This is a genomic window from Variovorax sp. 05L425, from assembly GCF_056397705.1.
The window spans coordinates 84,889-108,541 of the sequence record NZ_JBFTNY010000013.1; the positions used below are offsets into that span (position 1 = coordinate 84,889).

General features: G+C 63.6%; 20 protein-coding genes and 1 pseudogene. 7 read left to right on the top strand and 14 right to left on the bottom strand.

Annotated elements, in window-relative coordinates:
- Positions 1 to 80 precede the first annotated feature (80 nt).
- The gene (locus tag AC1DN9_RS16205) at positions 81 to 986 is read left to right on the top strand and encodes a LysR family transcriptional regulator (protein ID WP_478101896.1); all 906 of its coding nucleotides are present in this window, start codon (positions 81 to 83) and stop codon (positions 984 to 986) included.
- Positions 987 to 1,011: 25 nt separating this feature from the next.
- Here AC1DN9_RS16205 and AC1DN9_RS16210 read toward each other — a convergent pair whose 3' ends face one another.
- Positions 1,012 to 1,281: a hypothetical protein gene (locus AC1DN9_RS16210; RefSeq protein WP_478101898.1), complete on the bottom strand. Its 270-nt coding sequence runs from the start codon at positions 1,279 to 1,281 to the stop codon at positions 1,012 to 1,014.
- Between the two features lie 82 nt (positions 1,282 to 1,363).
- Between AC1DN9_RS16210 and AC1DN9_RS16215 the strand changes: the two genes are divergently transcribed.
- On the top strand, positions 1,364 to 1,984 hold the full coding sequence (locus tag AC1DN9_RS16215; protein WP_478101900.1) for a response regulator: 621 nt from the start codon (positions 1,364 to 1,366) through the stop codon (positions 1,982 to 1,984).
- A complete protein-coding gene (locus AC1DN9_RS16220; RefSeq protein WP_478101902.1) occupies positions 1,984 to 3,801 on the top strand; it encodes an ATP-binding response regulator in 1,818 nt (605 codons plus the stop codon). Before AC1DN9_RS16215 ends, AC1DN9_RS16220 begins: the two co-directional genes overlap by 1 nt.
- 17 nt (positions 3,802 to 3,818) lie before the next feature.
- Here the strand turns inward: AC1DN9_RS16220 and thiL are convergent, their stop codons facing one another.
- The 4 genes from thiL to apaG form a co-directional block, all read right to left on the bottom strand.
- Entirely contained in the window at positions 3,819 to 4,784 is a 966-nt protein-coding gene (thiL, locus tag AC1DN9_RS16225) for a thiamine-phosphate kinase (RefSeq protein ID WP_478101904.1), read from the bottom strand.
- A 12-nt stretch (positions 4,785 to 4,796) separates the two neighbouring features.
- On the bottom strand, positions 4,797 to 5,921 hold the full coding sequence (locus tag AC1DN9_RS16230; protein WP_478102054.1) for a YbdK family carboxylate-amine ligase: 1,125 nt from the start codon (positions 5,919 to 5,921) through the stop codon (positions 4,797 to 4,799).
- A gap of 94 nt (positions 5,922 to 6,015) precedes the next feature.
- The gene (locus AC1DN9_RS16235; protein WP_478101906.1) at positions 6,016 to 7,281 is read right to left on the bottom strand and encodes a cation:proton antiporter; all 1,266 of its coding nucleotides are present in this window, start codon (positions 7,279 to 7,281) and stop codon (positions 6,016 to 6,018) included.
- 73 nt (positions 7,282 to 7,354) lie between these two features.
- On the bottom strand, positions 7,355 to 7,750 hold the full coding sequence (gene apaG, locus AC1DN9_RS16240) for a Co2+/Mg2+ efflux protein ApaG (RefSeq protein WP_478101908.1): 396 nt from the start codon (positions 7,748 to 7,750) through the stop codon (positions 7,355 to 7,357).
- Positions 7,751 to 7,822: 72 nt separating this feature from the next.
- Here apaG and rpe point away from each other — a divergent pair, with 72 nt between their 5' ends.
- Positions 7,823 to 8,518 (top strand): ribulose-phosphate 3-epimerase, encoded by a 696-nt coding sequence (gene rpe / locus AC1DN9_RS16245; protein WP_478101910.1) that lies wholly within the window; start codon positions 7,823 to 7,825, stop codon positions 8,516 to 8,518.
- Here the strand turns inward: rpe and AC1DN9_RS16250 are convergent.
- Positions 8,508 to 8,768 carry a hypothetical protein gene (locus AC1DN9_RS16250; RefSeq protein ID WP_478101912.1) on the bottom strand — a complete coding sequence of 87 codons (261 nt, stop codon included), beginning with the start codon at positions 8,766 to 8,768 and terminating at the stop codon, positions 8,508 to 8,510. The two genes, rpe and AC1DN9_RS16250, sit on opposite strands and share 11 nt — an antisense overlap.
- Positions 8,769 to 8,861: 93 nt before the next feature.
- On the opposite strand from AC1DN9_RS16250, the gene AC1DN9_RS16255 reads away from it, so the two are divergent.
- Positions 8,862 to 9,878 (top strand): succinylglutamate desuccinylase/aspartoacylase family protein, encoded by a 1,017-nt coding sequence (locus AC1DN9_RS16255; protein ID WP_478102056.1) that lies wholly within the window; start codon positions 8,862 to 8,864, stop codon positions 9,876 to 9,878.
- Positions 9,879 to 10,209: 331 nt separating this feature from the next.
- Here AC1DN9_RS16255 and AC1DN9_RS16260 read toward each other — a convergent pair whose 3' ends face one another.
- Positions 10,210 to 16,587, bottom strand: a complete 6,378-nt coding sequence (locus tag AC1DN9_RS16260; RefSeq protein WP_478101914.1) for an NACHT domain-containing protein — start codon at positions 16,585 to 16,587, stop codon at positions 10,210 to 10,212.
- Between the two features lie 91 nt (positions 16,588 to 16,678).
- Here AC1DN9_RS16260 and AC1DN9_RS16265 point away from each other — a divergent pair, with 91 nt between their 5' ends.
- Complete coding sequence (locus AC1DN9_RS16265; protein ID WP_478101916.1) at positions 16,679 to 16,831, top strand: hypothetical protein; 153 nt, start codon at positions 16,679 to 16,681, stop codon at positions 16,829 to 16,831.
- A gap of 80 nt (positions 16,832 to 16,911) precedes the next feature.
- Here the strand turns inward: AC1DN9_RS16265 and AC1DN9_RS16270 are convergent, their stop codons facing one another.
- The 3 genes from AC1DN9_RS16270 to AC1DN9_RS16280 form a co-directional block, all read right to left on the bottom strand.
- Positions 16,912 to 17,559, bottom strand: a complete 648-nt coding sequence (locus AC1DN9_RS16270; RefSeq protein WP_478101918.1) for a DUF6988 family protein — start codon at positions 17,557 to 17,559, stop codon at positions 16,912 to 16,914.
- Positions 17,560 to 17,854: 295 nt separating this feature from the next.
- Positions 17,855 to 18,358 carry a hypothetical protein gene (locus AC1DN9_RS16275; RefSeq protein WP_478101920.1) on the bottom strand — a complete coding sequence of 168 codons (504 nt, stop codon included), beginning with the start codon at positions 18,356 to 18,358 and terminating at the stop codon, positions 17,855 to 17,857.
- 174 nt (positions 18,359 to 18,532) lie between these two features.
- Positions 18,533 to 19,375: a DUF2971 domain-containing protein gene (locus AC1DN9_RS16280; RefSeq protein WP_478101922.1), complete on the bottom strand. Its 843-nt coding sequence runs from the start codon at positions 19,373 to 19,375 to the stop codon at positions 18,533 to 18,535.
- A 168-nt stretch (positions 19,376 to 19,543) separates the two neighbouring features.
- On the opposite strand from AC1DN9_RS16280, the pseudogene AC1DN9_RS16285 reads away from it, so the two are divergent.
- Positions 19,544 to 19,820, top strand: a pseudogene (locus tag AC1DN9_RS16285) (transposase); the annotation flags it as partial.
- A 59-nt stretch (positions 19,821 to 19,879) separates the two neighbouring features.
- Here the strand turns inward: AC1DN9_RS16285 and AC1DN9_RS16290 are convergent.
- The 4 genes from AC1DN9_RS16290 to AC1DN9_RS16305 form a co-directional block, all read right to left on the bottom strand.
- Positions 19,880 to 21,364 (bottom strand): hypothetical protein, encoded by a 1,485-nt coding sequence (locus AC1DN9_RS16290; protein WP_478101924.1) that lies wholly within the window; start codon positions 21,362 to 21,364, stop codon positions 19,880 to 19,882.
- 283 nt (positions 21,365 to 21,647) lie between these two features.
- A complete protein-coding gene (locus AC1DN9_RS16295; RefSeq protein ID WP_478101926.1) occupies positions 21,648 to 21,944 on the bottom strand; it encodes an excalibur calcium-binding domain-containing protein in 297 nt (98 codons plus the stop codon).
- The gene (locus AC1DN9_RS16300) at positions 21,941 to 22,792 is read right to left on the bottom strand and encodes a restriction endonuclease (RefSeq protein WP_478101928.1); all 852 of its coding nucleotides are present in this window, start codon (positions 22,790 to 22,792) and stop codon (positions 21,941 to 21,943) included. The genes AC1DN9_RS16295 and AC1DN9_RS16300 overlap by 4 nt, the downstream gene beginning before the upstream one ends.
- Before the next feature lie 50 nt (positions 22,793 to 22,842).
- Entirely contained in the window at positions 22,843 to 23,643 is an 801-nt protein-coding gene (locus AC1DN9_RS16305) for a hypothetical protein (protein ID WP_478101930.1), read from the bottom strand.
- Positions 23,644 to 23,653 lie beyond the last annotated feature (10 nt).

Here is a 23,653-nt window from a genome sequence, read left to right on the forward strand (position 1 = left end):
TGTTGTCTCCAGCGCGCATTGGACGCCAGGGATATTCATTCGTAAATCAATAAATTCCGAATGAAATATGATGATTTCTGATGAATCAGAAGTTCACCCCCACGATTCGGCAGCTGCGTGCCTTTCTCGCCGTGCATCAGCTGCGCAAGCTCAGCGCCGCGGCCGAGAAGCTGTTTGTCACGCAGTCGGCCGTGAGCATGCTCATCCGCCAGCTCGAGGAGGGGCTCGGCGCCAGGCTCTTCGACCGCACCACCCGCTCGCTGCAGCCCACGGCGGCGGCTGAAGAGATGCTCGCCACGGCGGAGCGCATCCTCCGCGATGTCGATTCATTGAGCGCCGGATTCCGCGAGCTCTCCACGCTGCAGCGCGGCCGGGTCAGCCTCGCCATCACGCCGACGCTGGCTTCGTTCCTGATGCCGGCGGCGATCCGCCGCTTCGGCGAAGCGCATCCGCAGGTGCGTGTCGTCGTCGACGACTGCGCGCCCGAACAGTTCGTCTCGCGCATCATCGGCGAGCACGTCGATTTCGGCATTGGCACGCCCGAGCGGCCTGGCGCCGAGGTCGAGACGCAGACCTTGCTGCGCGATCACCTGAGCCTGGTGTGCCTGCGCGACCATCCGCTGGCAGGGAAGAAGGCAGTGCGCTGGGCCGACCTGGGCGGCCATCCGCTCATCACCGTGCGGCCCGGCTACGGCATCCGCCCCTTGATCGACGGTACGGCCACGGGGGCCGGCGTGGTGCTCAACGTGGTCAACGAGGTGTCGTTCCTGTCGACCGCGATCTGGATGACGGCGAGCGGCATGGGGGCGTCGATCATGCCTTCGGCCTTCGCGAAGGCGGCGGGCGACCCGGAATTGGTGATCAAGCCCATCACCGCGCCGCGCGTGTCGCGCGACATCTCGGTGGTCACCAAGCGGGGGCGTTCGCTGTCGGCAGCGAGCCGCAGCTTCATCGACGCGCTGCGCCGCGGGCTGAAGGAAAGCTGAGAAAGCCTCAGGAAGGCCGGCCCGTTCAGGCCGGCTGGAAATGCTGCTCGATGCGCTGGGCCACGGCCTTCGGGCGGTTGCGCAGGGCTTCGGTGGCGCAGGCGCCGAGGAACATGCCGTCGAAATTCATCTCCACGCTCTCGAAGTAGTGATCGAGCGACGATCCTGCGTCGAGCACGCACTGCTCCAGCGACGTGAAGGTGCCGCCGGAATCCTGCGCGTCAGATCCTTGGGCGCTGATGCGATAGGAATAGGCGCCAGTTGCGATGCGCCGGAATTCGATCAGGGGTTTCATGGCACTCGGATGATTGCGGCGATGGCGCATCCGGTAAATAGTCCATTTGGACCGGACGGACTTCGCGCAGAATTCGCAGGTCATGCTTCCGCCCCGCATCCTTCTCATCGACGACCATGCGCTCTTCCGGTGCGGACTCCGGATGGTGCTGTTGTCCGGCATTCCCGACCTCGAAGTGGCCGAAGCCGCATCACTGGAAGAGGCGATGAAGACCGCCATGGCGGAGCCGGCCCTGGTCCTGCTCGACATCCAACTGCACGGGCTCAACGGCCTCGAAGGCATTGCGCTGGTCAAGCGCAAGTGGCCGGATGCGGCGGTGGTCATCCTTTCGTCCGACGCCGCACCGCAGAACGTGAGAATGGCCCTGGAACGCGGCGCCGCCGCCTTCGTCTCGAAAGCCGACACGGCGGACAACATCCTGGCGGTGATCGAGCAGTTGCGGCGCGGCCAGGAGGTCGTGTCCCCGGTTCAGGCCAACGCGCAGGCCGGCAGCGGAGACGGAACTCGCCAGTTGCTGACGCCGCGCCAGTTCGAAGTGCTCGACCTGCTGTGCCAGGGCCTGCCCAACAAGGTGATTGGCCGCCGCCTCAACCTGTCGGAGAACACCGTGCGCGGCCACGTGCAGGCCGTGCTCGCCGCGCTGCATGTGTCGAGCCGCTCCGAGGCAGGCTTCGCGGCCCGCCGCAGGGGACTGGTCGCCTGATGAAGAATCCGCTGCGCCTCGCCGACGGGCGCACGCTGATCGAGCAACTGCGGCTGCTGTGCGGCAACGTCGGCAGCTCGGTCATCCCCACCATCCTCGTCGCGCTGCTGCTGGTATGGGTGCTTTCCAACGAGAGCAACGTGCTCGCGCTGCGTGCCTGGGCCGGGGCGGTGATTCTCATGAAGCTCATTTGCGCGCGCGAGGCGCGGCGCACGCTGGCATCGGTGATATCGCCCGAGCTCGCAGAGCAGTTCGTCTTGCGGCAAATGGTGCTGAATGCCGTCGACGGCGCCGTGTGGGGTTCGCTCGCGTGGGCCACCCTGGGCACGACGACGGTGGCCGGCTCGGTGCTCGTGGTGGCGGTGCTCGCGGGCGTCGCCGGCAGTTCCATGTCGTCGCTGGCGCCGGTGCTGCCGGTCTTCCTCGTGTTCGGCGCGACCGAGCTGATCCTCCTCGCGACGAAGCTGTGGACGCTTGGCGACCCGGCCTACAACGCGCTGGGCGTGGCCGGCGCGCTGTACGTGGTCACGCTGCTCGGGCAAGCTCGCAACAGCGCCAAGGCGGCGCGCGCAGCCATCGACTTGCGCTTCGAGAACGTCGAACTGATCGAGCGCCTGCGCGTGGAAACCGAACACGCGCAAGCGGCACAGCAGAAGGCCGACGAGGCCAATCTCGCCAAATCCAAGTTCCTCGCCGCGGCCAGTCACGACCTGCGCCAGCCGATCCATGCGCAGGGGCTGTTCCTGGAAGTGCTGGCGCGCAGCAAGCTCTCCGCCGCGCAGTACGACGCGCTCGCCAATGCACGCGCCACCTGGCAGGCTTCCGCCGAGATGCTCGACACGCTGCTCGACTTCTCGCGCATCGAGGCCGGCGTCGTCGAACCGCAGATGCAGGTCTTCCATCTGCAGCCGCTGCTCAACAAGATCGAGAACGAACTCGCGCCGCAGGCCGATGCCAAGGGCATCGTCTACCGTTCGCGCGAAACCCATGTCGCCGTGCGGTCAGACCCCGCCCTGGTGGCGCTCATCCTGCGCAACCTGGTCTCGAACGCCATCCGCTACACCGAGCGCGGCGGCGTGCTCGTGGCCTGCCGCGTGCGCGGCGCCGAAGTGCAGATCGAAGTGTGGGACACCGGCATCGGCATCGAGGCTTCGCAGCACGAGGACATCTTTCGCGAGTTCCATCAACTCGGGAATGCAGAGCGCGACCGCCGCAAGGGCCTGGGGCTTGGCCTCGCCATCGCGCACGGACTGGCGCGCACGCTCGGCCACGGCCTGTCGCTGGTCTCGCGGCCGGGACGCGGCAGCGTCTTCAGAGTCAGTTTGCCGATCGCGCAGATGGGCGTCGCGAGCGGCGCCGTCCAAGTCGTGCCGAGCCATGCGCGGATCTTCGATGTGCGCGTGCTCGTGATCGACGACGACGACTCCGTGCGCGCAGGTATGCGCCAATTGCTGGGCGCATGGGGCTGCGAATGCGACGTCGCCGATTCGATCGAGGAAGCGCTGGCCCTGGCCCGCGTTCACCCGCCGGGCCTGGTGATCAGCGACTACCGCCTGCGTGAACTGCGCACCGGCGCCGAGGCCATTTCCGCGCTGCGCGCAGAGTTCGGTGAATCGCTTCCTGCGTTGTTGATCACCGGAGACACCGCACCGCAGCGCCTGCGCGAGGCTCGCGCGAGCGGTGTGCCGTTGCTGCACAAGCCGGTGTCGCCGAACCAGCTTTACCACGGGCTGATGTGCGTGCTGAACGAGGTCGAGATCGATTCGTCGTTCGCGCGGCTCGAAGCGGCGCCGGGCGAGAGCCTTCGGCGCGCCTGACGTCGCTGCGGTGCCGCTCAGGCGAAGTGATCGAAGGAAGTGAAGCGCTGCGCGACAGCCTTGCCTTGCGCATCGACGATGCGAAGCCCTGATTCCGATTCGATGCGGCCGATCCGCGCCACCGGTGTGCCCGATGCGCGCCCGGCCTGCTCGACAGCATCGCGAGCCGAGGTCGGCGCGGTGAAGGCGAGTTCGTAGTCGTCGCCACCGGCGAGCGTGCAGGTGCGCCGCACGTCGAGACTCAGCGGCGCAGTCGTTCCCATGGCGAGTAGGTCGGCCGCCGCATCGGCATCGACCTGCGCCCCGACACTGCTGGCCTTCAGGATGTGCCCGAGGTCCCCGACCAGCCCGTCGCTGATGTCGATCGCCGCGGTCGCGATGCCGCGCAGTGCCTGCCCCAATGCAACACGCGGTGTGGGTTGTTCCATTCGCCCGCGCGCCAGCTCGAACGCCTCGGCCGGCAGCGCAAGCGTGCCGCGAAACACTTCGAGCGCGAGCCGCGCGTCGCCGAGCGTGCCGCTGACCCAGATGTCGTCACCCACCTTCGCGCCCGAACGCAGCAGCGCGCCGCGTGCGGGCACTTCGCCGAACACCGTGATGCAGAGATTGAGCGGTCCGCGCGTCGTGTCGCCGCCGATCAACTCGCAACCGTGCGCATCGGCCAGTGCAAAGAGCCCGCGCGAAAACCCCTCCAGCCAAACCTCATCGACCGCAGGCAACGCGAGCGCGAGCGTGAACGCCAGCGGCTTGGCGCCGCACGCCGCCAGATCGCTCAGATTGACGGCCAGCGCCTTGTGCCCGAGCCGCTCGGGACTGACAGTGGAAAGAAAGTGCCGCCCCTCGACCAGCATGTCCGAAGAAACCGCAAGCTGCATGCCCGCAGCCGGTGCGAGCAGGGCGCAATCGTCGCCCACGCCCAGCGGCGAGCGCTTCACGGGCCGCGTGAAATAGCGCGCGATGAGATCGAATTCGCCAGTGCTCATGTCAGGACGGCCTCAGACGGCGGCGGTGCGGAAGCGCAGGCCCGATTGCCGGACCACCTCGGCAAGCAACCTCTCCTTGCCCTGCAACTCCCGCAGCCAGCGCGCGTCGTTGCGATTGGCCTCGACGCTGGTGCGCAGTTCCGACAGCGCCTTCGTGGCGTTGAGCGCCTCACTGTGCCATTCGAGCTGCGTCATGGTCATCAGGATATGGTCGCGCAGCGACATGTGCTCCCCGCTCGCCGGATCGACGTAGACCGCATCGAGACCGAAGCGGCACGCCTGGAAGCGGTTGTAGGTATAGACGAGGTAGTCGTCCTCGGTCGGCGTGAAAGGCTGCTCCTGCAGGAACCACGCGGCCAGCGACTGCACATAGCCGGCCAGCGCGGCGGCGCGTTCCACGGTCAGCGGCGTGTCGAACACGCGGATCTCGATGGTGCCGAATTCGGGCTTGGGCCGGATGTCCCAGTAGAAGTCCTTCATGCTCCGGACCACGCCGGTGCGCGTCATGCGCATGAAGTAGTTCTCGAACTCCTTCCACGACAAGGTGAACGGCGCGCGGCCCGACAACGGAAACGCGAACACCGAATTCAGCCGCGCCGAATCGAACTGCGTGTCCTGCCCCTGCACGAAAGGCGACGAGGCCGACAGTGCGATGAAGTGCGGGATATAGCGCGACATGCGGTGCAGCATCAGCAGCGCCCCATTGGCATCGGGGCAGCCGATGTGCACGTGCTGGCCGAAGATGGTGAACTGCTTCGACAGATAGCCGTAGAGCTCCGACAGCTCCCGAAACCGCGGCTTGTCGTAGATGCGCCGTTCGTGCCACTGCTGGAAGGCATGCGTGCCGCCGCCCACCACCGCGATGTTGAGCTTGTCGGCGTTCTTCACCAGCGCGTCGCGGATCGGCGTGAGCTGCTCGATCACGTCCTGCGCCGAATGGCACACGTCGGTCGAGATCTCGATCATGCTCGACGTCATCTCCGGCACCACGCTGCCGGGCAGCGGCGTCTGCGCCATCAGCCGCAGCATGTCCGCGGCATAGGGCGCGAGGTCGTAGTCGTGGGTGTTGACGAGCTGCAGCTCGAGCTCGACGCCGAGCGACAGCGCGACGGACTTGTTGAAGCGTTCCAGCGGCACGATGCGGCTTGCCGGCGTAGCGGGCGTGCCGTCGGCTTGAAGTTCCATCGGACGTGATGTCATGTCGACCCCCACTCTCGGCACGGCGCTGCACTCATCGCTGTGTCTCCTCCACCCTGCCGAAGGCTTCGGGCAGCCAAGGCATGGAACTCTCGCCGGCGCCGTGAATGGCAGCGGTGGCGATCACCGCCCCGAGCACTTCCATCAGCAGGATGGCCGGCAGGGCGATCTGCGTGATCATCGCACCCAGCAGGGGTGATGCGGAAACGAAAGCCGACGAGATCAGCAGTGCGATCGACGACAGCGGCGACATCGCGCAGCCGACCCAGAAGGCCTGTTTCCAGCTTGCGCCGCTGCCGGGGTTCGCGATGGCGACGCCCGCGATCTTGGAGAAGGCGCGCACGCCGATCATGGTGAGCACCACGCTCGCAACCGGCAGGTTCCAGTCGGCCTGCGCCGCCACGATCGAGACCAGCACGAACATCAGCATCGTGATGAGGGAGGCGGCGGTGCCGAGCTGGCGGGGCCAGGTCCACGGCCTGGGATTGAGCGCCTTGAGCAGCACACCGCCGATCAATGCCGCGAGGGGCGCCGAGCCGCCGAAGTGCGCCGCCAGCGCAGCGCCCGCGCCGATGATGGCCAGCAGCAGGATCGAGGTGTTCTCGCTCGTCGGGCTCATCACGCGCAGTGCCGAGCGCAACGAAAGCGCCATCAGCGCCCCGACCACGAAGGACATCCCCAGCACCACCAGGACAGGAGACAGCTTCTGCAGCAGCCCCGTCGGCGCATGCTCGATGAGCCCCGCCTGCGCATAGCCGAGCGCGAGCGCATAGAAGGTATTGAGCGTCGCCAGCGTCATCGCGCGCTCCGTGACAGGCCCCGAGGCGCGCGTGTCGATGATGACCCGGCTCAGCACCGCCGGGGACGCGACGATCGCCATCAGCGCGATCGGATTGGCCACCGGATCGGGCACGTCCAGCCAGTGCAGCACCCAGAACACCGCGAAATAGGTGAGCGTCGATTCGAGCAGGCTCTGCACCAGCACCATCGGGTTGTGGCGGAACCAGCGCACCGGCAGGCGCCCGCCGGCCTCGAACAGCACGATCGCCACGCCCAGTTCGATCAGGAAGAGGCTGATGCCCTGCAGCGGCCAGATCGCGCCTTCGAAGCCGGCGAAGCCCACCACGGTGCCGACGATCGAATAACCGATCACCTTGGGCATCCCCAAGTAGCGTTGCACCAGATGGCCGGAGGCCGCCGCTGCCGCCAGCAGCAATGCCCACAGCACGGTCGGCAGGCCGGCCGAGGGACGGACCCACTCAGACCAGAAACCCAGCAGATCGTTGGAAAAGAAATTCATCAAGCAGATTCAATCAAGGCGGGGGTCGGCCGCGCTGCCCGATGAGGTGCGCAGCCACCCTCCGGGGCGGAGCTCAGTGCAGCACTCGCGAGGAGGGAATACCCCCCGCATCGGCTTCCAGCACGAACATGGAAATCGGAACGTCGAAGCGCTCCGCACGTTCTGTCACGATCAAAAAGCTCCCGTGCATGGTACCGCTCGGTGCCTGGAGGCGGCAGCCGCTGGTGTAGCGAAAGGATTCCCCAGGCGCCAGGAGGGGTTGCTGGCCGATCACGCCGAGCCCGTCGACTTCCTGCGTGTTTCCCTCGGTGTCATGGATGACCCAGTGCCGGGCGATCACCTGGGCCGCCACCTTGCCGTTGTTGGTGATCGTCACCGAATAGGCAAAGGTATAGACCCGGTCTTCGGGCGAAGACTGGTCGGGCAGGAATCGAGGTTCGACCTGCACGGTCATCGGGAAGTTGGACATCGCGTGGATGGTAGTACATCGCCCCCGGCCCGAAGCTGCAATCCGAAGGCACTGCTGCGACAATCCGAGCCCATGAGCAGCCCCTTCCGCATCGCCCCTTCCATCCTTTCCGCCGATTTCGCACGCCTGGGCGCCGAAGTGAGCGACGTCATCGCCGCCGGTGCCGACTGGATCCATTTCGACGTGATGGACAACCACTACGTGCCGAACCTGACGTTCGGGCCGATGGTGTGCCAGGCGCTCAAGCCGCACGCGCAGAAGCCCGATGGCACGCCCGTGCCCATCGACGTGCACCTGATGATCCAGCCGGTCGACGCGCTGGCCGCGGCCTTCGCGCAAGCGGGCGCCGACTTCATCAGCTTTCACCCGGACGCGTCGCCGCACATGCACCGCAGCATCCAGGCCATCAAGGCCGCAGGGTGCAAGGCCGGGCTGGTGTTCAACCCCGGCCTGGGGCTCGAAGCGCTCGACTGGGCCATCGACGAGATCGACCTCATCCTGATCATGAGCGTGAACCCCGGCTTCGGCGGCCAGAGCTTCATCGATTCGGCGCTGCGCAAGATCGAGCTTGCGCGCAAGCGCATCGACGACACCGGACGCGACATCCGGCTCGAAGTCGACGGCGGCATCAAGGTCGACAACATCGCGCGCGTTGCCAGCGCCGGCGCCGACACCTTCGTGGCCGGCAGCGCGATCTTCGGTGCGAAGGATTACAAGAGCGTGGTGACAGCGATGCGCGAGCAACTCGACGCCTCGCTCAAGGCTTGACCTTGTCGTTGTAGACGCGGTCCGCCACCGGGCCGCGATCGGTGTCGACGAGACCGCGCTCGACATCGTCGAAGGCCTGCTTGCCCACGCGCGGAGGCTTGCCGTCCTTGGTCTCCTGACTGTCCGAAGACTGGTCATGCTCGTGCGGCAGGCGGGGCACGGCTTCGCCCTCCTGTTCGATCCTGGTCTTGCCGCCGCCCGCATCTTTCGATGCGTCGGTCTTCACGGAATCCTGCTTGCGCGTGGCCATGCTTCGCTCCTTTGTCATCCCGTCGTTTGTCGCATCGCATCGAGGCAAACACGGTAGGACCGCCGTTCGCCGCGTTGTAGGATGGCCGACCAGATGACATACCCAAGCACTGAGCCCATCGAGCCCACTGACCTCATCTCCAACGACACCTTGCGCGTTCACGGCTTCGCATCCCCGGCGCCGGGACCGAAGCTGATCGTGCTCGGCGGTGTGCATGGCGACGAGACCTGCGGCACCGTGGGCATCGAACGCGTGGTGGCGGACTTCGACGCGTGCAAGCTGCAACTGCTGCGCGGCCAGCTGACGATGGTGCCGGTCGCGAATCCGCTCGCACGTCGCCGGATGCGGCGCGAAGGCGAGCGCAACCTCAACCGCCTGTTTCAGCCGACCGAGCCGGGTGTCGAGCCCGCCGACTACGAAGCACGCATCACGAACCTGCTGTGCCCGCTGCTCGATCGGCACGATGTGCTGCTCGACCTGCATTCGTTCCAGAGTGCTGGGGAGGCTTTCGCGATGATCGGCCCGCGGGACAACAACGGAACGCTCGAACCTTTTTCGCGCGCCTTCGAGGAAGGGCAGCTTGCGCTGCATCTCGGCACGCCGCGTGTCGTTGAAGGCTGGCTTGATATCTACGCAGCCGGCCTGGCCCAGCGCGCGGGCGGGCAGCCGGCGGATGAGGCGGAAGTCGCCTTTGGGCGCGGGACCAATGAATACATGCGAAGCCGCGGCGGCTACGGGGTCACGCTTGAATGCGGGCAGCATGAGGATCCGGCTGCGCCTGACGTGGCGTATGCGGCGATTCTTTCCTCGCTGCGGTTGCTGGGGATGATTGCGGGTGATCCGCAAGTCAAGCCGCCGGCGCCGCCGTCGTTGCTACGGCTGGTGAGCGTGACGGATCGGCTGCATGAGGACGATCAGTTCGTGCGGGAATGGGCGACGTTTGATGCGGTTGCGCAGGGCGAGGCTATTGGGGTGCGCGAGGATGGGCACGTGCTGCATGCGCATCGGGATGGGTTCATCGTGTTTCCGAATGCTGAGGCGTTGCCGGGGACTGAGTGGTTTTATTTTGCGGTGGCTAGCGATCGGGATTTGGGGTGGGTAGGCAGGTAGGGTTGGACTGCTTCAGACTGAGTGCAGTCCTTTGGTCCGTTGCTGGCTTGAGACTGCTTCATGCCGCTTTGCGGGCAAAGTAGCTCCAGGTCGACCGCTCAGCCCATTGAAGACTGATTCCCGCCACACGAAGCCAGGCTCCCAAATGACCAGTCTCGACGAAACGAGACGCGGGCCCTACTGGCAAACGTGCAAGCCAAGGTGCGAGGGCGTGAATACGATCCAGTGATGACTTTGCTCGTGCTCCCAATCGGGGGGGTCAGCGTCCTGCAGCCGTGGCACGAACGCGGCCGTCCGATCCGCTGACGCGCGCCACCGTGCCGGAAGCACGCTAGAACTTCGATTCTTCCATTTCGTTCGACCGACCCGTCGTGTAACTCACCTCGAGCGACGCACTCATCCGGATGACAGCGGTGGTATGCCAGTAGCGGCTGCGCTCTATGCCGTGGCCTCTGTCGTGGCGGCGCAGGCGCACTAGCCACATCAGGTCGGCGTCGCGGGCCTCCAAGTACGCACGCACGACGTCAGTGCGGCACCACAGGCGTGAGCCCTCGCTCGCGCCTTCCTCATGTCGGCGGGATTCGATCCACGCCTCGGCCCGCACCACGGTCTCGCAGGAGGCGTTTTCCCACGTCCGGTCGAATGGATCGACAGATCGCAGCTTTGCGAACGCGGTGACGTCCTGGCTCAAGCGCGGGCGCTGCAACGCGCCATCGGCGCCTAGGGCATCGGTCTCGTCCAGATGCGCATAGGATTCCTTGCGCACGATCCATGACAGGTAGGGCGCGTCGCGATTCGAGGCCATCCCGTCGTCTTCGTACGTTTCTAGCTGCGGCAAGTAGGCTTGGAAAGGCCCCTCAGCGGCCAGCACCTCGGCCAATGCGGCGCTTTGGTTCCGCGGCGCCAGCGCCGACAGCACCCGGATCTCGACGTTCTCGTTGGAGTGCCAACTGCCATCGACGGTGAGCCAATCTCCCACCGAATCGCCGATCCCGAGCAACGACTTCAATGCGGCCGGATCGGCGGTGAGGTCCATTGCGGTGTCGCCCATGACCATCAAGGAGACCCAGGTGTCCAGGGGTTGGAGGTCCATGCCGTCCGCGAGCCACCAGCCCGCCGGATGCGTCACGACCTCGCGCGAGAGCCAGTCCTCCCACGGATCTTCCTGCTCGTAGCCGCGCCAGACCACCGGGTGCGCGGCGAGCAGATCGCCGGCCACCGAGAACAAGGCGTGCCAGGCCAGCTGCTCGCCGTGAGTTTGGTACTCGGCGTCGATGCCACGCGTGTAGTGGTCACGCCCCGGTCGGGACCGCCCTTTGCGATCGCTCATGAACTCGATATCGGCGTCGTGTTCACGCATCTTGGCGACGAGGGCATCCACCGTTTCCCAATGCGGCCGTCGGAACAGGTTCGCCAGCTGCGCAACGTCGTCCTTGCTGAAGTCGTAGTCCAGATGCAGTTCCGGCTGGGGCTCGGCCATGCCCTTGGGGCGCATGGGGGAGAAGTCGCTCCCGTAGTAGTCCTTCTCCTTCCGGGCCGCGAATCTCGGTCGATTGACGCGCTGCAGCTTCTGGACCCGTGCCTTCGACAGGCGCACCTCACCTGCAGTCACACAGGCCAGCAGGGCCTGCGCCGCGAAATGCCGCCGAAGCACGTGGCGGTCCACGGCGTCCAACGCGATCGCTTCGAGAAAATCGGCGTGCCGAGCGACGACCGCGGGCGCCTCCAGTGCGATGCGCGCCATCGTGATTAGCAACCAGAGCTGCGCGTGCTGGTAGAAGAACGGCAACTCCGGCGCCTGGAAGGGGATCGCGTCGCGGCGCCAATACTTCGCAACGACCCCGTCCACCACCTCGGCACGTCCGAGGAGGACCGCCGTGCGCAGGCTATGGGCGGCGAACCACCGCTGCCGGGTGACCGGAGAACCGAGCTGGAACCAGATGATTGCCGCGATGGCCTCAACCGCATCCCCGGTAAAGGTCATCGCGTCCTGCCACGCCCCGTCCTCCGTGTTGGCCGCGAGCTTCGCCGGCCCGCTCTGCAGCAGGCGCGTCAGCGCCGCCTCGCCCACGCCGTGCGACGTCTTTTCGTTAAACTCCGCCGCGAAGTTGAGCCACACCGAGGCCGGCACCGGCATCTTGGGACGGGTGAACTCTTGGATGAGGAGCATCAGCACATCGCGGCGCGACAGACCACAGATATCCTCAAGGGCGCGGACGTGTGAGCCCGACAGGTAGTCGAAGGAAATGTATTCGCGTGCATTCACCCGTGCGATGACCGGTGCGCATGCCTTGAGCGCGTCGGCTACGGCGAGCGAGGAACCGATCCATTGCTCCTTGCACGTGCGCAGCTCCCGTTCTTTCTCATACAGGTCCAACATCTCGAGCCGCGCGATCAGCGCGAGATAGTCAGGCCATTGCTTGAATGCCACCTTCGCTCGCAGCGCATTGAGGACATCGCCAGAGAAGCGCATGTTCCGGTGCTGCGTGCGAGCCGCATCGAGGACGCGCCCCACCGCGACCTCCTCGAGCGGATCAGTGCCCGCGGCGAGCTGTAGAACGTGCGCCTTCGCTTCAGTCTGCTCGTCTTCCCAGGTTCGAGGCGCGGCGTCGGCTCCGGGCGCGCGCCAGTTGGCGCGTCTGTTGTAGTCATCGCGCTTGACGTCGATCCGGTCCGCCGCCGCTTCCAGGTACTTCCGTTGCCATGCGTCCTGGCCCAGCACAGCGCCGGCGAAGCGGGCGAGTGCGCGGGGCGTTTCCGAGCCCAGAGAACCAGGGTTGTTCTGCAGGTATTGCGCGACGAGCTCGTTGGCAACGGCGGGCACGCGTGCGGACGGCTTGGATTCGAGGGTGGCGACCAACTGCGTGGTCCCGCACACGTAGAGCTCGGCTGGATTCGACAGTCGCAACAGAGTCAGGGCGAGATCGGCGTCGAGCTTGTCGTCCTCTAGCAAGGCGCGCACGTACGGCAACAGTGTGTAGTCCAACGAGATTCGCCCGCGGTCCTGCCACCGCGCCAGCCTCGCGAGCCCGGCCACACCGGATACCCGGCTCATCGCGGCGCCGTAGGAGCCCCAGTCGAACTTCTGCTCCTCGCCGAAGTTGAGCTCGCAGATGTTGGACAAGGTGTGGCTCCCGTCCTGGCCGAGACCTTCGCCGGTCAGCGCGCTGGCGAAGTGCATCAGCCCCTCGACGAAGCGGTAGTCGCCCGAGCCGATCGCGTCCATCTGCTCTAGCCCCTTTCGGAAGTACGCGACAGCTTCGGCGGGGCTGGCCAACGCGATCGCCTGCCCGAGTCGCGCGAAGTGCGCGGCGCGATCGGTGACATCGTGCTCCTTCTCCGTGGCCGCGCTTGCCTTGATCGCGAGCGTGCCGGCCATAGCATGGAACGCTGGGCGGGAGGCGAGCAAGGCGACGAGCCCGATCAGGTGGGACACAGGCGCGGTATCCGGTTCGCTGGCCACCTTGATGTAGGCCGCAACCTCGTCAGCAGGAAATGCGTCGTTCGCCGTGAGAGCCAGCGCCAGCAAGCGCTCGCCGACCGTGTTGTGCTGCTGTTGCGCCGAGCGGCCACCCCAAAGGTAATCGTCGCTATTGCGCAGCATGATCCAGCGGGCCGTCAGCGGCGCCAAGCTCGGCGGTGCCGTACCAGAACTGACGACAGCCTGAGCGAAGTCATGCGCGATATCGAGCCAGCGCGGCAACCGCTCCTTGAGGAATCGCGCGGCCGACTCGTGGTGGCTGTAGTGGTGGCGCATATCTTCCTTGGCGTCCCGGGCGGCTTTAGTCTTCGCTTGGTAGTCCGCGTCCAACGCCTCCTTAAGCGCGGTGAGAAACTCCGCGTCCGGCAGACCCGGAGGCAACGTCGCAGCGTGCTCGGCCAGTTCGTGCGGCAGCAGATCGCGGGGACCGACCGGGGTGCCGTTTGCGCAGCGCCTGATGACCTGCCGCGCAATGTACGTGGTCACCTCCCCGGTCCAGTACGATGAGTCCATGAACACGTGAAGGCGCGGCGCCACCAAGGGTAGCGCCGCGAGGATCGCGGTGGCCTGGGCGGGCATCCCCATGCGCACCGCCTTCGCTGCCGCCTCCACCATGCCTTGCACCAACGGGCGTTCGTCGGGTCGGTAGTGATCCTGAAGCTTCACCGGGCCGTCCGCCCTGCATGCCGCCGCGAGCGATTCGAGTTGGGTGCGTTGCTGCTCCAGGCTGGCGGCGGTATAGCGAACTGCAGCGGCGATCGGCCCGATCGCCGCCAGCGCATTGACACAGGCCCGGATCACCTCGGGTGGGAGCAAGGGAGCAGCCTCTGGACGGCGCGCCAGCTGGAACATCGCTTTGGCGGTGTCGTACCCGTACTCTGCGCTCACCCAACCCGATAGATCTCGAGCCGCCGACTTGGCGTCACCCCTGAGCAGATAACAGAACGGGAGTGCCGCAAAATCCAGCACCGTCGGGTGCGCGCGATCATGCGCGTCGCTCGTTTGATCGAAGTAGTGCTGCCGCCACTCGGCGACCCATCTGGCGTGCCAGATTGCCTCGGCTGTCTCGCCCATCAGCCCATGCGCGATCGCCAGGCGGGCGTGGCGGGAGCCGGGCCACGGGGTTCGTGCCTCGAAGATGCGCCGAAGCGAGTCCGGATCGGCCGAGGCGACCACGAGATCAGGGTAGTCCAGCAGATACGTCATTCCCCGCTGGTCCATCGCGGCGAGGGTCGACAATTCGACCAGCAACGGCACGAGGTGGTCGAGGTCGTTGACGCGAACGGCGTGTGCCACGGCGGCGCGAAGTCGCGCATGGCGAATTGTCTGCTGGCCCACGGTGCCGGTGATGCTCGCGGGCAGCCGCTTGTCGAAGGCCAGCTGGAAGAGCTTCTCGCCATCCTCCAGCTGCAGCAGCAGGTCGGGAAGCGTCGTGGCGGCATAGACCGACTCGCCCTGCATGGCGAACAGGTTCGTCGCCAGCTCACGCAGCGGCGCCGCGTCGCCAGCGTACTTGCGCCGGATGAGGGTTTCGGTGGGCTCGTCACGGAACATCAGGCCATGCTTGGTCTGCTCTAGCAGCGGCGACAGGTCTGCCGCGAAGCTGATGACCGCGCCTTCGGCGATGCCGTTGACTTGCGCGAACTCCTTGAGCGGCACGGGCGGCGGCAAGGTGGCCAGACCCGCGAGGAAAGCGCGGATGCTGCGATCGGCATTGCCCAGCTTGCGTGCCTCCACCAAGGCCTGGTCAATGCGGTGCTGGATCAGATCGTCCAGCGCGATGGGCTTGTCGATCTCGCTCGGCGCCAGCAGGCTAGGTTCCGCGGCCAAGTGTTCCAGCACACGAGCATTGCCTTTGGACCTCGCCTGGCCCACCTGGACCATCGTCTCGGTCAGCTTGCTCACGCGGCTGCGCAGGAACGCACGTGTCTCTCTCTCGACGAACGGTGCCAGTTCGAGCTCCTCGGCGGAGATCTCGCCGGTTGCGGCGAGCTGCCGGTGCGTTCGGGCACTGACGACAACCTGCAGACCGGCGATCGCTGCGCCATGCTCCAAGCTCTGCAGCAACAGGCGCGGGAACGAATCCTGATTGCGATCGCGAGCGATCTCGCTGGCGTTATCGATCGCGTCGAGCAGCAGGACCAGTTGCCGGTCCGTCGAGCCGCGGCGCAAGGTCGCGACGGCCTGTTCCAGGCGCACGCGGAAGGCGCGAAGGATGTCTTCGCTGTTGCTGGTCGAGGGCAGCATGGGGTCGCACAAGCCTCGACAGGCGAGCTCATTGGCGATATGCACTAGACCGCGGCTTGGCAGGTGCCTGCTATCGTCGGCGCCACGGTATTGGCCCATGCCGAAGCAGTCGAACAGGATCGTCTCGTGCTCCTGGCCCAGGCGGGCGGCCAGCGAGTTCATGAAGACCGTCTTTCCGAACCCACCTTCGGCATGCACGACCAACGGCCGGGTGAGCCGCGGAATGCGGTTGACGGTGTCGTCCAACTGCACGCGATCAACCACCTTTCCGATCTTCGGAAAGCTCGCCGGCGCCGGGAGCAGGTCCTTGTCGTCGGACAGGCCCAATGCAGCCAGCACGTCCGTGCGCACGATGACGTTGCGGTGCTGCTTGATCAAACCGGCCTTGTCGCGTGCCATCTCCCGGATATCCGCTAATCGGCGGCGGGCCATGTGGTCCCGCGCGTCGGACCAGTCCACCAAGGTGAGTGCGAGCTGCTGCTTGTTCTCGCGCAGGTCGCCGGTCAGGCCGATCATTTCTAGCCGCGCGGCGAACTCGGCAAGGTCCTTGCCAGTCAGCTTGCAGGCATCCGCCACCTGCTTCGCCTGCGTTTTCGCGTCGCCCTTTAGCGGGCTTTGCGCCGCCAGACCTTCGATGGCCTCGAGCAGCGCGGGCTCGATCGGCCGGTTGGTGACCAGCTCGAACCGCAACTTTGCCCGCGCCTTGTCGGTCCCAAGCGACGTCTTGCAGGCGCGATACGTGCGCGCGAACTTGCCGATGGTCTTCTTCGCATCCGCCGCCCGAAACGGCTTGTGCTCGGACGCCTTGGAGTACTTCACTTGGACCACGATCACGCGCTTGGCGTGCTGCAGATTGGCCCGGCCTCCGAAGTACAGGACCGCGTCGGCGATCTCATTGCCTTCGTTCGAGACGCCACGCTGGTCCTCGTTGGCGAACCCTTCCACCGCAATGCCGACCAAATCGGCCCCGGGCAGGAGCAAGCCCAGGCACTTTCGAGCGACCCAGGCTTCGTGGAACTCGTGGCCGTCGCGGGAGGCGCGGACGGTGTCTACCGCCGGGCGCGTTCGGGGGGTGGCCTTCCTCGTGGAGCTGGGCAACGCCTTGGGTGTCCGCGGAGTTGCCGTCCTGCGCGTTGCCGTCAACTTCTTCATCGCCTTCGCCATTGCCCTTTCCGCCGACCTGATCCAAGGATACCCGGGCGGCACCGGCCAGGATCGACGTTGAGCAGTAATTGGCGTGCCTCGGGGCCGTGGCGATTCGGCGCCATGTCTGGCTCACTCACAAGCGAGAAGAGAGGCAAACGACTAGGCCGAAGATTGCTTCGATTGCCCCGGATTTGGCGGCGCCATTGAAGCTGCGTAGCAAGCAACCTTGGACTCATGGGCGCCCGTGGAGATGTTGGCCAATCGCGCCACCCCCCATACTGCCAATAGTCCGAAAAGATTGACCCATCGAAGCAGTTCCACAACCTCGCTGTCGGGGTGCTGAGCCGAGATCTCTCCATCGGAAACCCATTTCTCGAGCTGAAGAAGGCCCCCATGGGCGTAGTCTGACATTGCTCCGTACGACTTGGCTTTGAAGGTGGCGTAGATCTTGTCGTTCGAATACTCGTCGAGCTGTTGAACGATCTTTTCGAGCTTGGGAAACGCCTTGGTGGTGATGAACTGCTTAAGCTTTGCCTCATTCAAAAGACAGCGCTCAGCCCAAAGTCCGCGCATGAGGGATTCGTATACGCTCCTCAGCAAGGCGTAGGCGGAAGTCCGAGCGTTGTGGTCAATCAGTAGGAGGATTGCCTCTCGATGGTCCATCGCGATGCCGTAACAGGGACCGGCGACCATCGACGACTTGGTTTGGTAGATCTGTTCCGGGTGGTGTGCCCCGATCCAATCCGAGATGGCCGCTGATTCACGCAGGGCGGCAGCAATCTCATCATTTGCCTTAAGCGTTTCCATAGTCGTGTTGGTCAGTTGAACGGCCGATCCAGGCGTTTGATTTCCCGGGGCGCAGCTGAGCATGACGCAGGTCACCAGAGTGACCTATCGACATGATTCAACCACTCTAGCTCGAAATAGCGTCCTGAAGGTGTGGGGACGGTGTTGGCAGCGAGCTTCAAAGCCCAAGCCACATCCAAGCGCAAAAGCCTAGAACCGGCGGGCGCGCGCCGGGAATGAATTGAGTGCGAAGGACTTTAGTCGTCGCGAGCTGATGTGAGACTCAATTGCTAATCGCAGCGGACATGCAAGTTCGCTATGCCGCTATTTTTCTCGCCAACGCCTGCTGTGCAGGGTAGGTGCAGCGACCCAGCAGTTCATCGAAGTCTTCCAACCAGTCAGCCAAGGAGTTCAAGTGCACTGCCGCGAAGGGGATCCCAACGCCGCCATAGAGTTGCTGATTCACCAATTGCAGGTTGTTGACAGTTCGGACTGGGTTGTACGCGAGCGAACCGGACGGGGAGTCGTCGCCGTTGCCACGGCCACCGTATGCGTGCACGACCAGGAAGAAAGGCGAGTGCGCGCCGCGTTGATAGAGTTGATTGAGTAAGACGTACTGCCCAACCAGTAGCTTGGCCATGTTCCCGGAGTCGATCTCCACTAGGTATTCCGTTCCTTTGTGCAAGAGCGATTCGTCTACCGAGATGCTCACATCGCCAGCAGCGAAGCGGCGTTTACCAAGCAATTGCACGCCGCTTGCCCGGGAGCAAAGTTCCTTGAAACGTCGTTCGTTGTCTCCTGAGCGAGCGCGATCCGTCATGTTTTCTTTTCTATCTTTGTCTTAAACGAGCGACGAGTGAATACCAGGTTGTATCCGACCGAAGGCGGCCTGGTCACTGCAGCAGCGAGCGTCCAATTTACTCTGTCCGGGTAGCGCAGGTCAGCGGAAGTTCGTTAGTTGGAGGTCGAATGACCGCTGTCGCTGCGGAACGATCTACCAAGCCCGATAGGGTGCATTTGACAGGTAAACGTGGGCACTCTCTCCGTTTCCCAACTTCGCAAGCAACATGGATGTTGAAAGTTGTGCCAGGTCCGGGTGAGGCGTCGGTCCCACAGTCACTGAGCAAAGATAAGCGCGCAATTCGTCGCCCAATGAGAAGGGCAGGTAGGGAGTTAGCATCGAGATGCCGGGTCGAAACGACAAGGTTCGAACATCGACCCCTCGAGCCGAAACCAGGCGCCACTCGTTCTCTTCACTGAATGCTCCGTTCTTGATTTTCGGGGCGAGTTGCGCAAAATCCTTGGCGAAGTCTCCTCCCACGGCAAGCGCTTGAATTGTCCTGGGCCTTGTCTTGTCGATTCGGGAGGGCTGGGTGTTGAAGTCCTTGTCAAGCGATTCCAGAACGAGACGTTCCACAAGTTCTTCTTGAACCTTCTGATCGTAGATGCATTGAACGAGTTCGAACCCTTGTTTGGATGCCTGTCCTTCTAACGCCCGGCGGTCTAGTCCGATTGCAAATCCCGAAGTACCTCCGCCGTAGGCACGCCATTGACTTAATACGTCATCTCGAGCGGACAGCGAGCAGACACAGACATTCAAGTGCCTGATCTGCCGCAGATTGCTCTGAAGCGCTTCGATCTTTCGACGCTTCTTTGCATTCTTCTCCCCGTTGATCAACCTAGCGAGTACCGAAGATGCCAAATCTAAGGCGAGCTGAAACTCCGAAGCGTCGTTCAGGTACTGAATCTTGGTCGCCCACAACGTATTGGAGCCAAGAATACCCAGAAGCCCTGATTGATTCGTGTAGTGATATAGCGTCGCGGGAGCCTTTGGCATTAAAGTGTTCCGAGTCCTGAGTCATCTGATAAATTCGATCGTATCGGTTTCTTGGGGCCCGAACAGCGAAAGGCTCGCCTAGGGAGATGCCGATCTATTCAGCGTCGCGCCCACGCAGACGGCGAGCGATGCGTTGTTGATCAAAACGCCCAAGGGGCCAGTGCAACGCTGAGCCAACGCAGCTTTCCCAGCGCCGAGTTCGCGATGAAGGGGAAGCGCACGCGGCGCGAGTAGTTTCTCGCCGAGATGGCGCGCATCGTGCCCTGGGCACGTTTGATAGCGGTGATCGAACCGCTGTACCCCAAGAGCGGCCACGCGGGTCGGCAACCAAATCGGCTTTCCAAAGATGCTGCGCATGGACTGGCGTCATCAGTGGTGCGGCCTGGCCGACGAGGCGCTCGAAGACGCGCGGTACGACAGACAGGCGCTGCGCGTCTTCGCGGGCTCGACCGCCAAGGAGGGGGAGGCTGGACAGGTCGACTTGCCTCGCTGCGTTGAGCGTCCTCAATGGTCGTGAGCCGTTGACGCCGAAGCCTTTGGACTCGCGTCGATCAGTACGATGTCCTTGCAGTCGACGAGCTTCAACCGCCTGAGAATGTCCTTGACTCGCTGCAGCTCCGAGTCATTGAAGTACATGATGACTTTGATCGATGCCTTCGCCTCGCTGGCTTTCTCGTATATGGCAACTTGATGCTGTAGGTTCTTCTCCAAGGCCGTGTTCTTGGCGAGCTTGAACTCGACGAGGTTCGAGTTCCTCTTGCCCTTGGAGACCTTGAAATCCACCGGACCACGTCCGTTGTTGACTTCGGCGTTTAGATCGAGGTCGGCGGAGTTATCGAACCACGTGAGCCTGAACATTACGTGCAGGTCAACCTCGCGCTGGATCGGCTGCCCGTTTACGTAGAAGAGTCGGTGCCCGCCCTGGTCTTCGATGACATGCTTCAGGTACAAGACTCGCTTCATGCTCTGCTCGTACGACGAATCGTACTTGTAGAACTCGGTGCCGGCCAGGTGCTCACTGACCAAGGCTTTGATGTTCTCGACGAATTGCTGGTGCGTCTCACGCACCTTCGTGTCTGCGGATCGGTGGGCTTCAGACCCGTGCTCTTCCTTCCAGCGAATATAGTAGTCGAGCAGTTCGCGGAACTGCTCAATGGTTCTCATGGCTGCTGCGCGCTTCTCCTTCTCTTTTGTCCGCTGCTTGATCTGTTTGTAGAAGTGATCGTTTACCTGTGCCCGCAGATTTTCATCGGGAAGCGAGACGCAGATGTCGGGGAAGCGATCAAGCAGGTCGGTCTGGTTGATCCAGGCCTCATCGCGCGTCAGGATCTCCTTCGGCGTCAGGATCACGTAGTCGCCATTGGCGACCGGCAGCTCGAAGTATTCAGCTTGCCATCGCTGAATGTCGTAGTCGAACCGGACGCGCTCGACACGGAAACGCGCACGTTGCTCCGGTCGAACATGTTTAAGGGCGAAAGCCTGCGTGTATTCCAGCAGGTAGCTCTTGATCAGGTTTGTGGTGAAGTCGCTGAGGTGATCTCGACCCACGCCGCCGCTTAGTAGCCCGAGCTTTTCCAAGTGGCTGCCGTGCGAAATCGTCTCGTTGCCGAAGTCTTTGAAGGCGGTCGTGAGGTTACGAGCGAGAGCACGCGCGAAGTTAGGTCCAAGGCCGGTGCCGACGTTGCCCGTCTTGCTGAAGCCGAGCCAGTTCTGCTTAATCTCTTTGAACAACAGCCACTGTGAGATCGAGCCAAGAGTCAGCTCGCCAGCGACGGCCCGATCCCGGAGGAAGCAGAGGTACGTGATGATCCCGTCATGCAGTTTCCGGTAGACAGAGTTCTGGCTGTCATAGAGAAGGAAGGGATCAACAAACAGGGGCAGGTCGTTGACCAGCGCGACGTTGAAGGCACCGTATTCGTCGAGGACTTCCGTCGGCACGCTGAATACATCCGAGAAGTAGATGTTTGGAACTCGGTCTCCTCCGGCCATGAGCACCCTTGAAGTTTCAGCGGGGATCTTATATCGCACCGCTTGAACTGCCACTTTTCTGGGACGGGCAGGCGGCGGCAGTACACCGACGACAGCAAGGTTGCTGATGAGGGTGTCCGGTTTCTTCGCAGACAGATTTCGACTATGGGCCCCACTGCGACTGCTGAGGGTGACAGCGGAGTAGGATGCTGAAACGTCCGCAGAGCGCCACCTTGCGGGCGTCCGCGCCTGCGAAGTTGGAGGGCCGCTTACGCTGCAACCAAGACAATCGTCGCAGACGCAGTCAGCGACACCACTGCTTCTCACAAGGAACTCCGTCTCCGTTGCCATCCATCTTGACCCCGGGGCAGTTCTTCAAGAAGAAGGTAGCTTCTGCACACGACGTCATCTGCGAGCAGCGCGTCCGGCCGTCACATCTGAAAGATGAACCCGTGACGTCGGCCTTCGGGCGGCTTGGCACCGAAGGACTCCATTCCTTGTCCGCAACCAATTGCCGGACACCTTGCTGTCGCTGGTCGAAATGGGTGTATGCCTTCCAACCGATGAAGCACAGGATCAGCACGACGACCAGGTTCTTCAAGCGGTTCCCCTGCATTTCGGATATGCAACACATCCCCAGAATGAGTTCCCCGCGTGGGGGCCTTTCTTGGCAGTTCTGCGCACCATGGCGCCCGTGCATTTAGGACAAGTTGGAGGCTGCACGGTCGACACTGGGGTGTCGGCGGACGCGGAATTCTGGTCCGCTGCTCGCGTCGGCACGTTCCGCTCGACGCCTCGTGCAGATCGCATCAAGCCCAACAGCGCTTCGCCATCCAACAACCTGACGTTTCGTCCCTCGGCAAAGGCTCGTGCTTCATCGGTGAATCGTCCAGAGGTCACGACGAAACCGCCCGCCGCACCCTCAGCCGCCATCACGCCATACAGTTCACGCACGACTTGCACGCCCACCTTGTAGGCGCGCCATTGCTTGCACTGAACGAGATGCTTCTCGCCAGCCTTGCGCAAGACGAGGTCGACGCCGCCATCGGCCCCGCCGCCGCCCAACTCTTCGACTTGGTAGCCCCTCCTTCTGAACCCTTCGCCGACAAGGATTTCGAACTCATGCCAACTCATCTCCCCGAGGATGTCCGGCGCCTTCGCTGCGGCCACGTTGTCCGCCAGTTCCTTCCTGCGATGGCGACGCCACGCAGATACGGCCGCGCCGACGAGGCACACGAAGGGCAGCAAGAACTGGCCGGCCGATGCCAACGCGTAGTAGAGGCTCGAGGTGACTTGCGGCCGGGTCGTCATGTCGGCAGCGATCCGGACAGCCCATGCATGCATAAGGAAGTAGCTCACAGGGGCCAGTGCAACGCCGAGCCACCAGGGCAGCATCGACACCAGGTCGATCATGTCCTCAAGCGGGCTGGACTTCTTGCGTCGCGCCATGTCTTCTCCTCGTTGTTCTTTTCCCGTACGGCAACGCCGCACGTGATGCGCTATTGCGAAACCTTCTTCCGCTGGAATTCGAAGATGGAAGTCGTGCCGTTTGCGGTCACTTCAAATCGAAGCGTGTCGTTCGGATTGGGATAAGGATCGCAGCAGTCCTTCAGCATGAGTTCGCCGGCGACCATGTGGAGCGGGTCCACCGTGTTTTCCTGAAGTATCGAGTTCGCTGCGCGTTCCTGGTTTTGGGCATTGAATTCAATCTGGCTGATGCCCAGGCCGGTCGCCCCGCCGACAGCAGCACCGGCGACGATTCCAGCCAGAGGGTCGTACACCTGAACGGTGTTGGTCCCGGCGAACGTCGTAACGCCATGTCGCCCGGACACGAATCCTGAGTAATTGTTTTGATAGGTCTGATGAGAGGCACCATACGCGGCGGCACCTGCAGCCAGCCCGCCAACGATCGCGAGCGCAATCTGCTTGCTTTGCTTTTCGCTTTGAATCTCCGCGACGCGTTGTGTGTAGGTATAGATCGAGACTGGTTGTCCGCGGAAATAGGCCTTGATGTTGTCAGGCGTGAAATTGACCGGCTGGGTGCCGTTGTTTGCATACCCGATCGTGAAGGTCGGCATCGCAGTGCCCTGCGTCCTGAAAGTCGGGTACATGAAGACTTCGTGAGTCTCATGTTTCTCGATGACAGTACCGACACCTTGCGCATATCTCACCGTCTGCACGGGTTCATGCGGCTTGGCCGAGTAGGCGACCATCGTTGTGCATCCGCTCGTTCCGAGCGCCGCTGAAAGGGCGATAAGGAGTGCTTTTGCTGGGTGAGACTTATCGTCTTTCGTGTTCACGCGGGGTCCT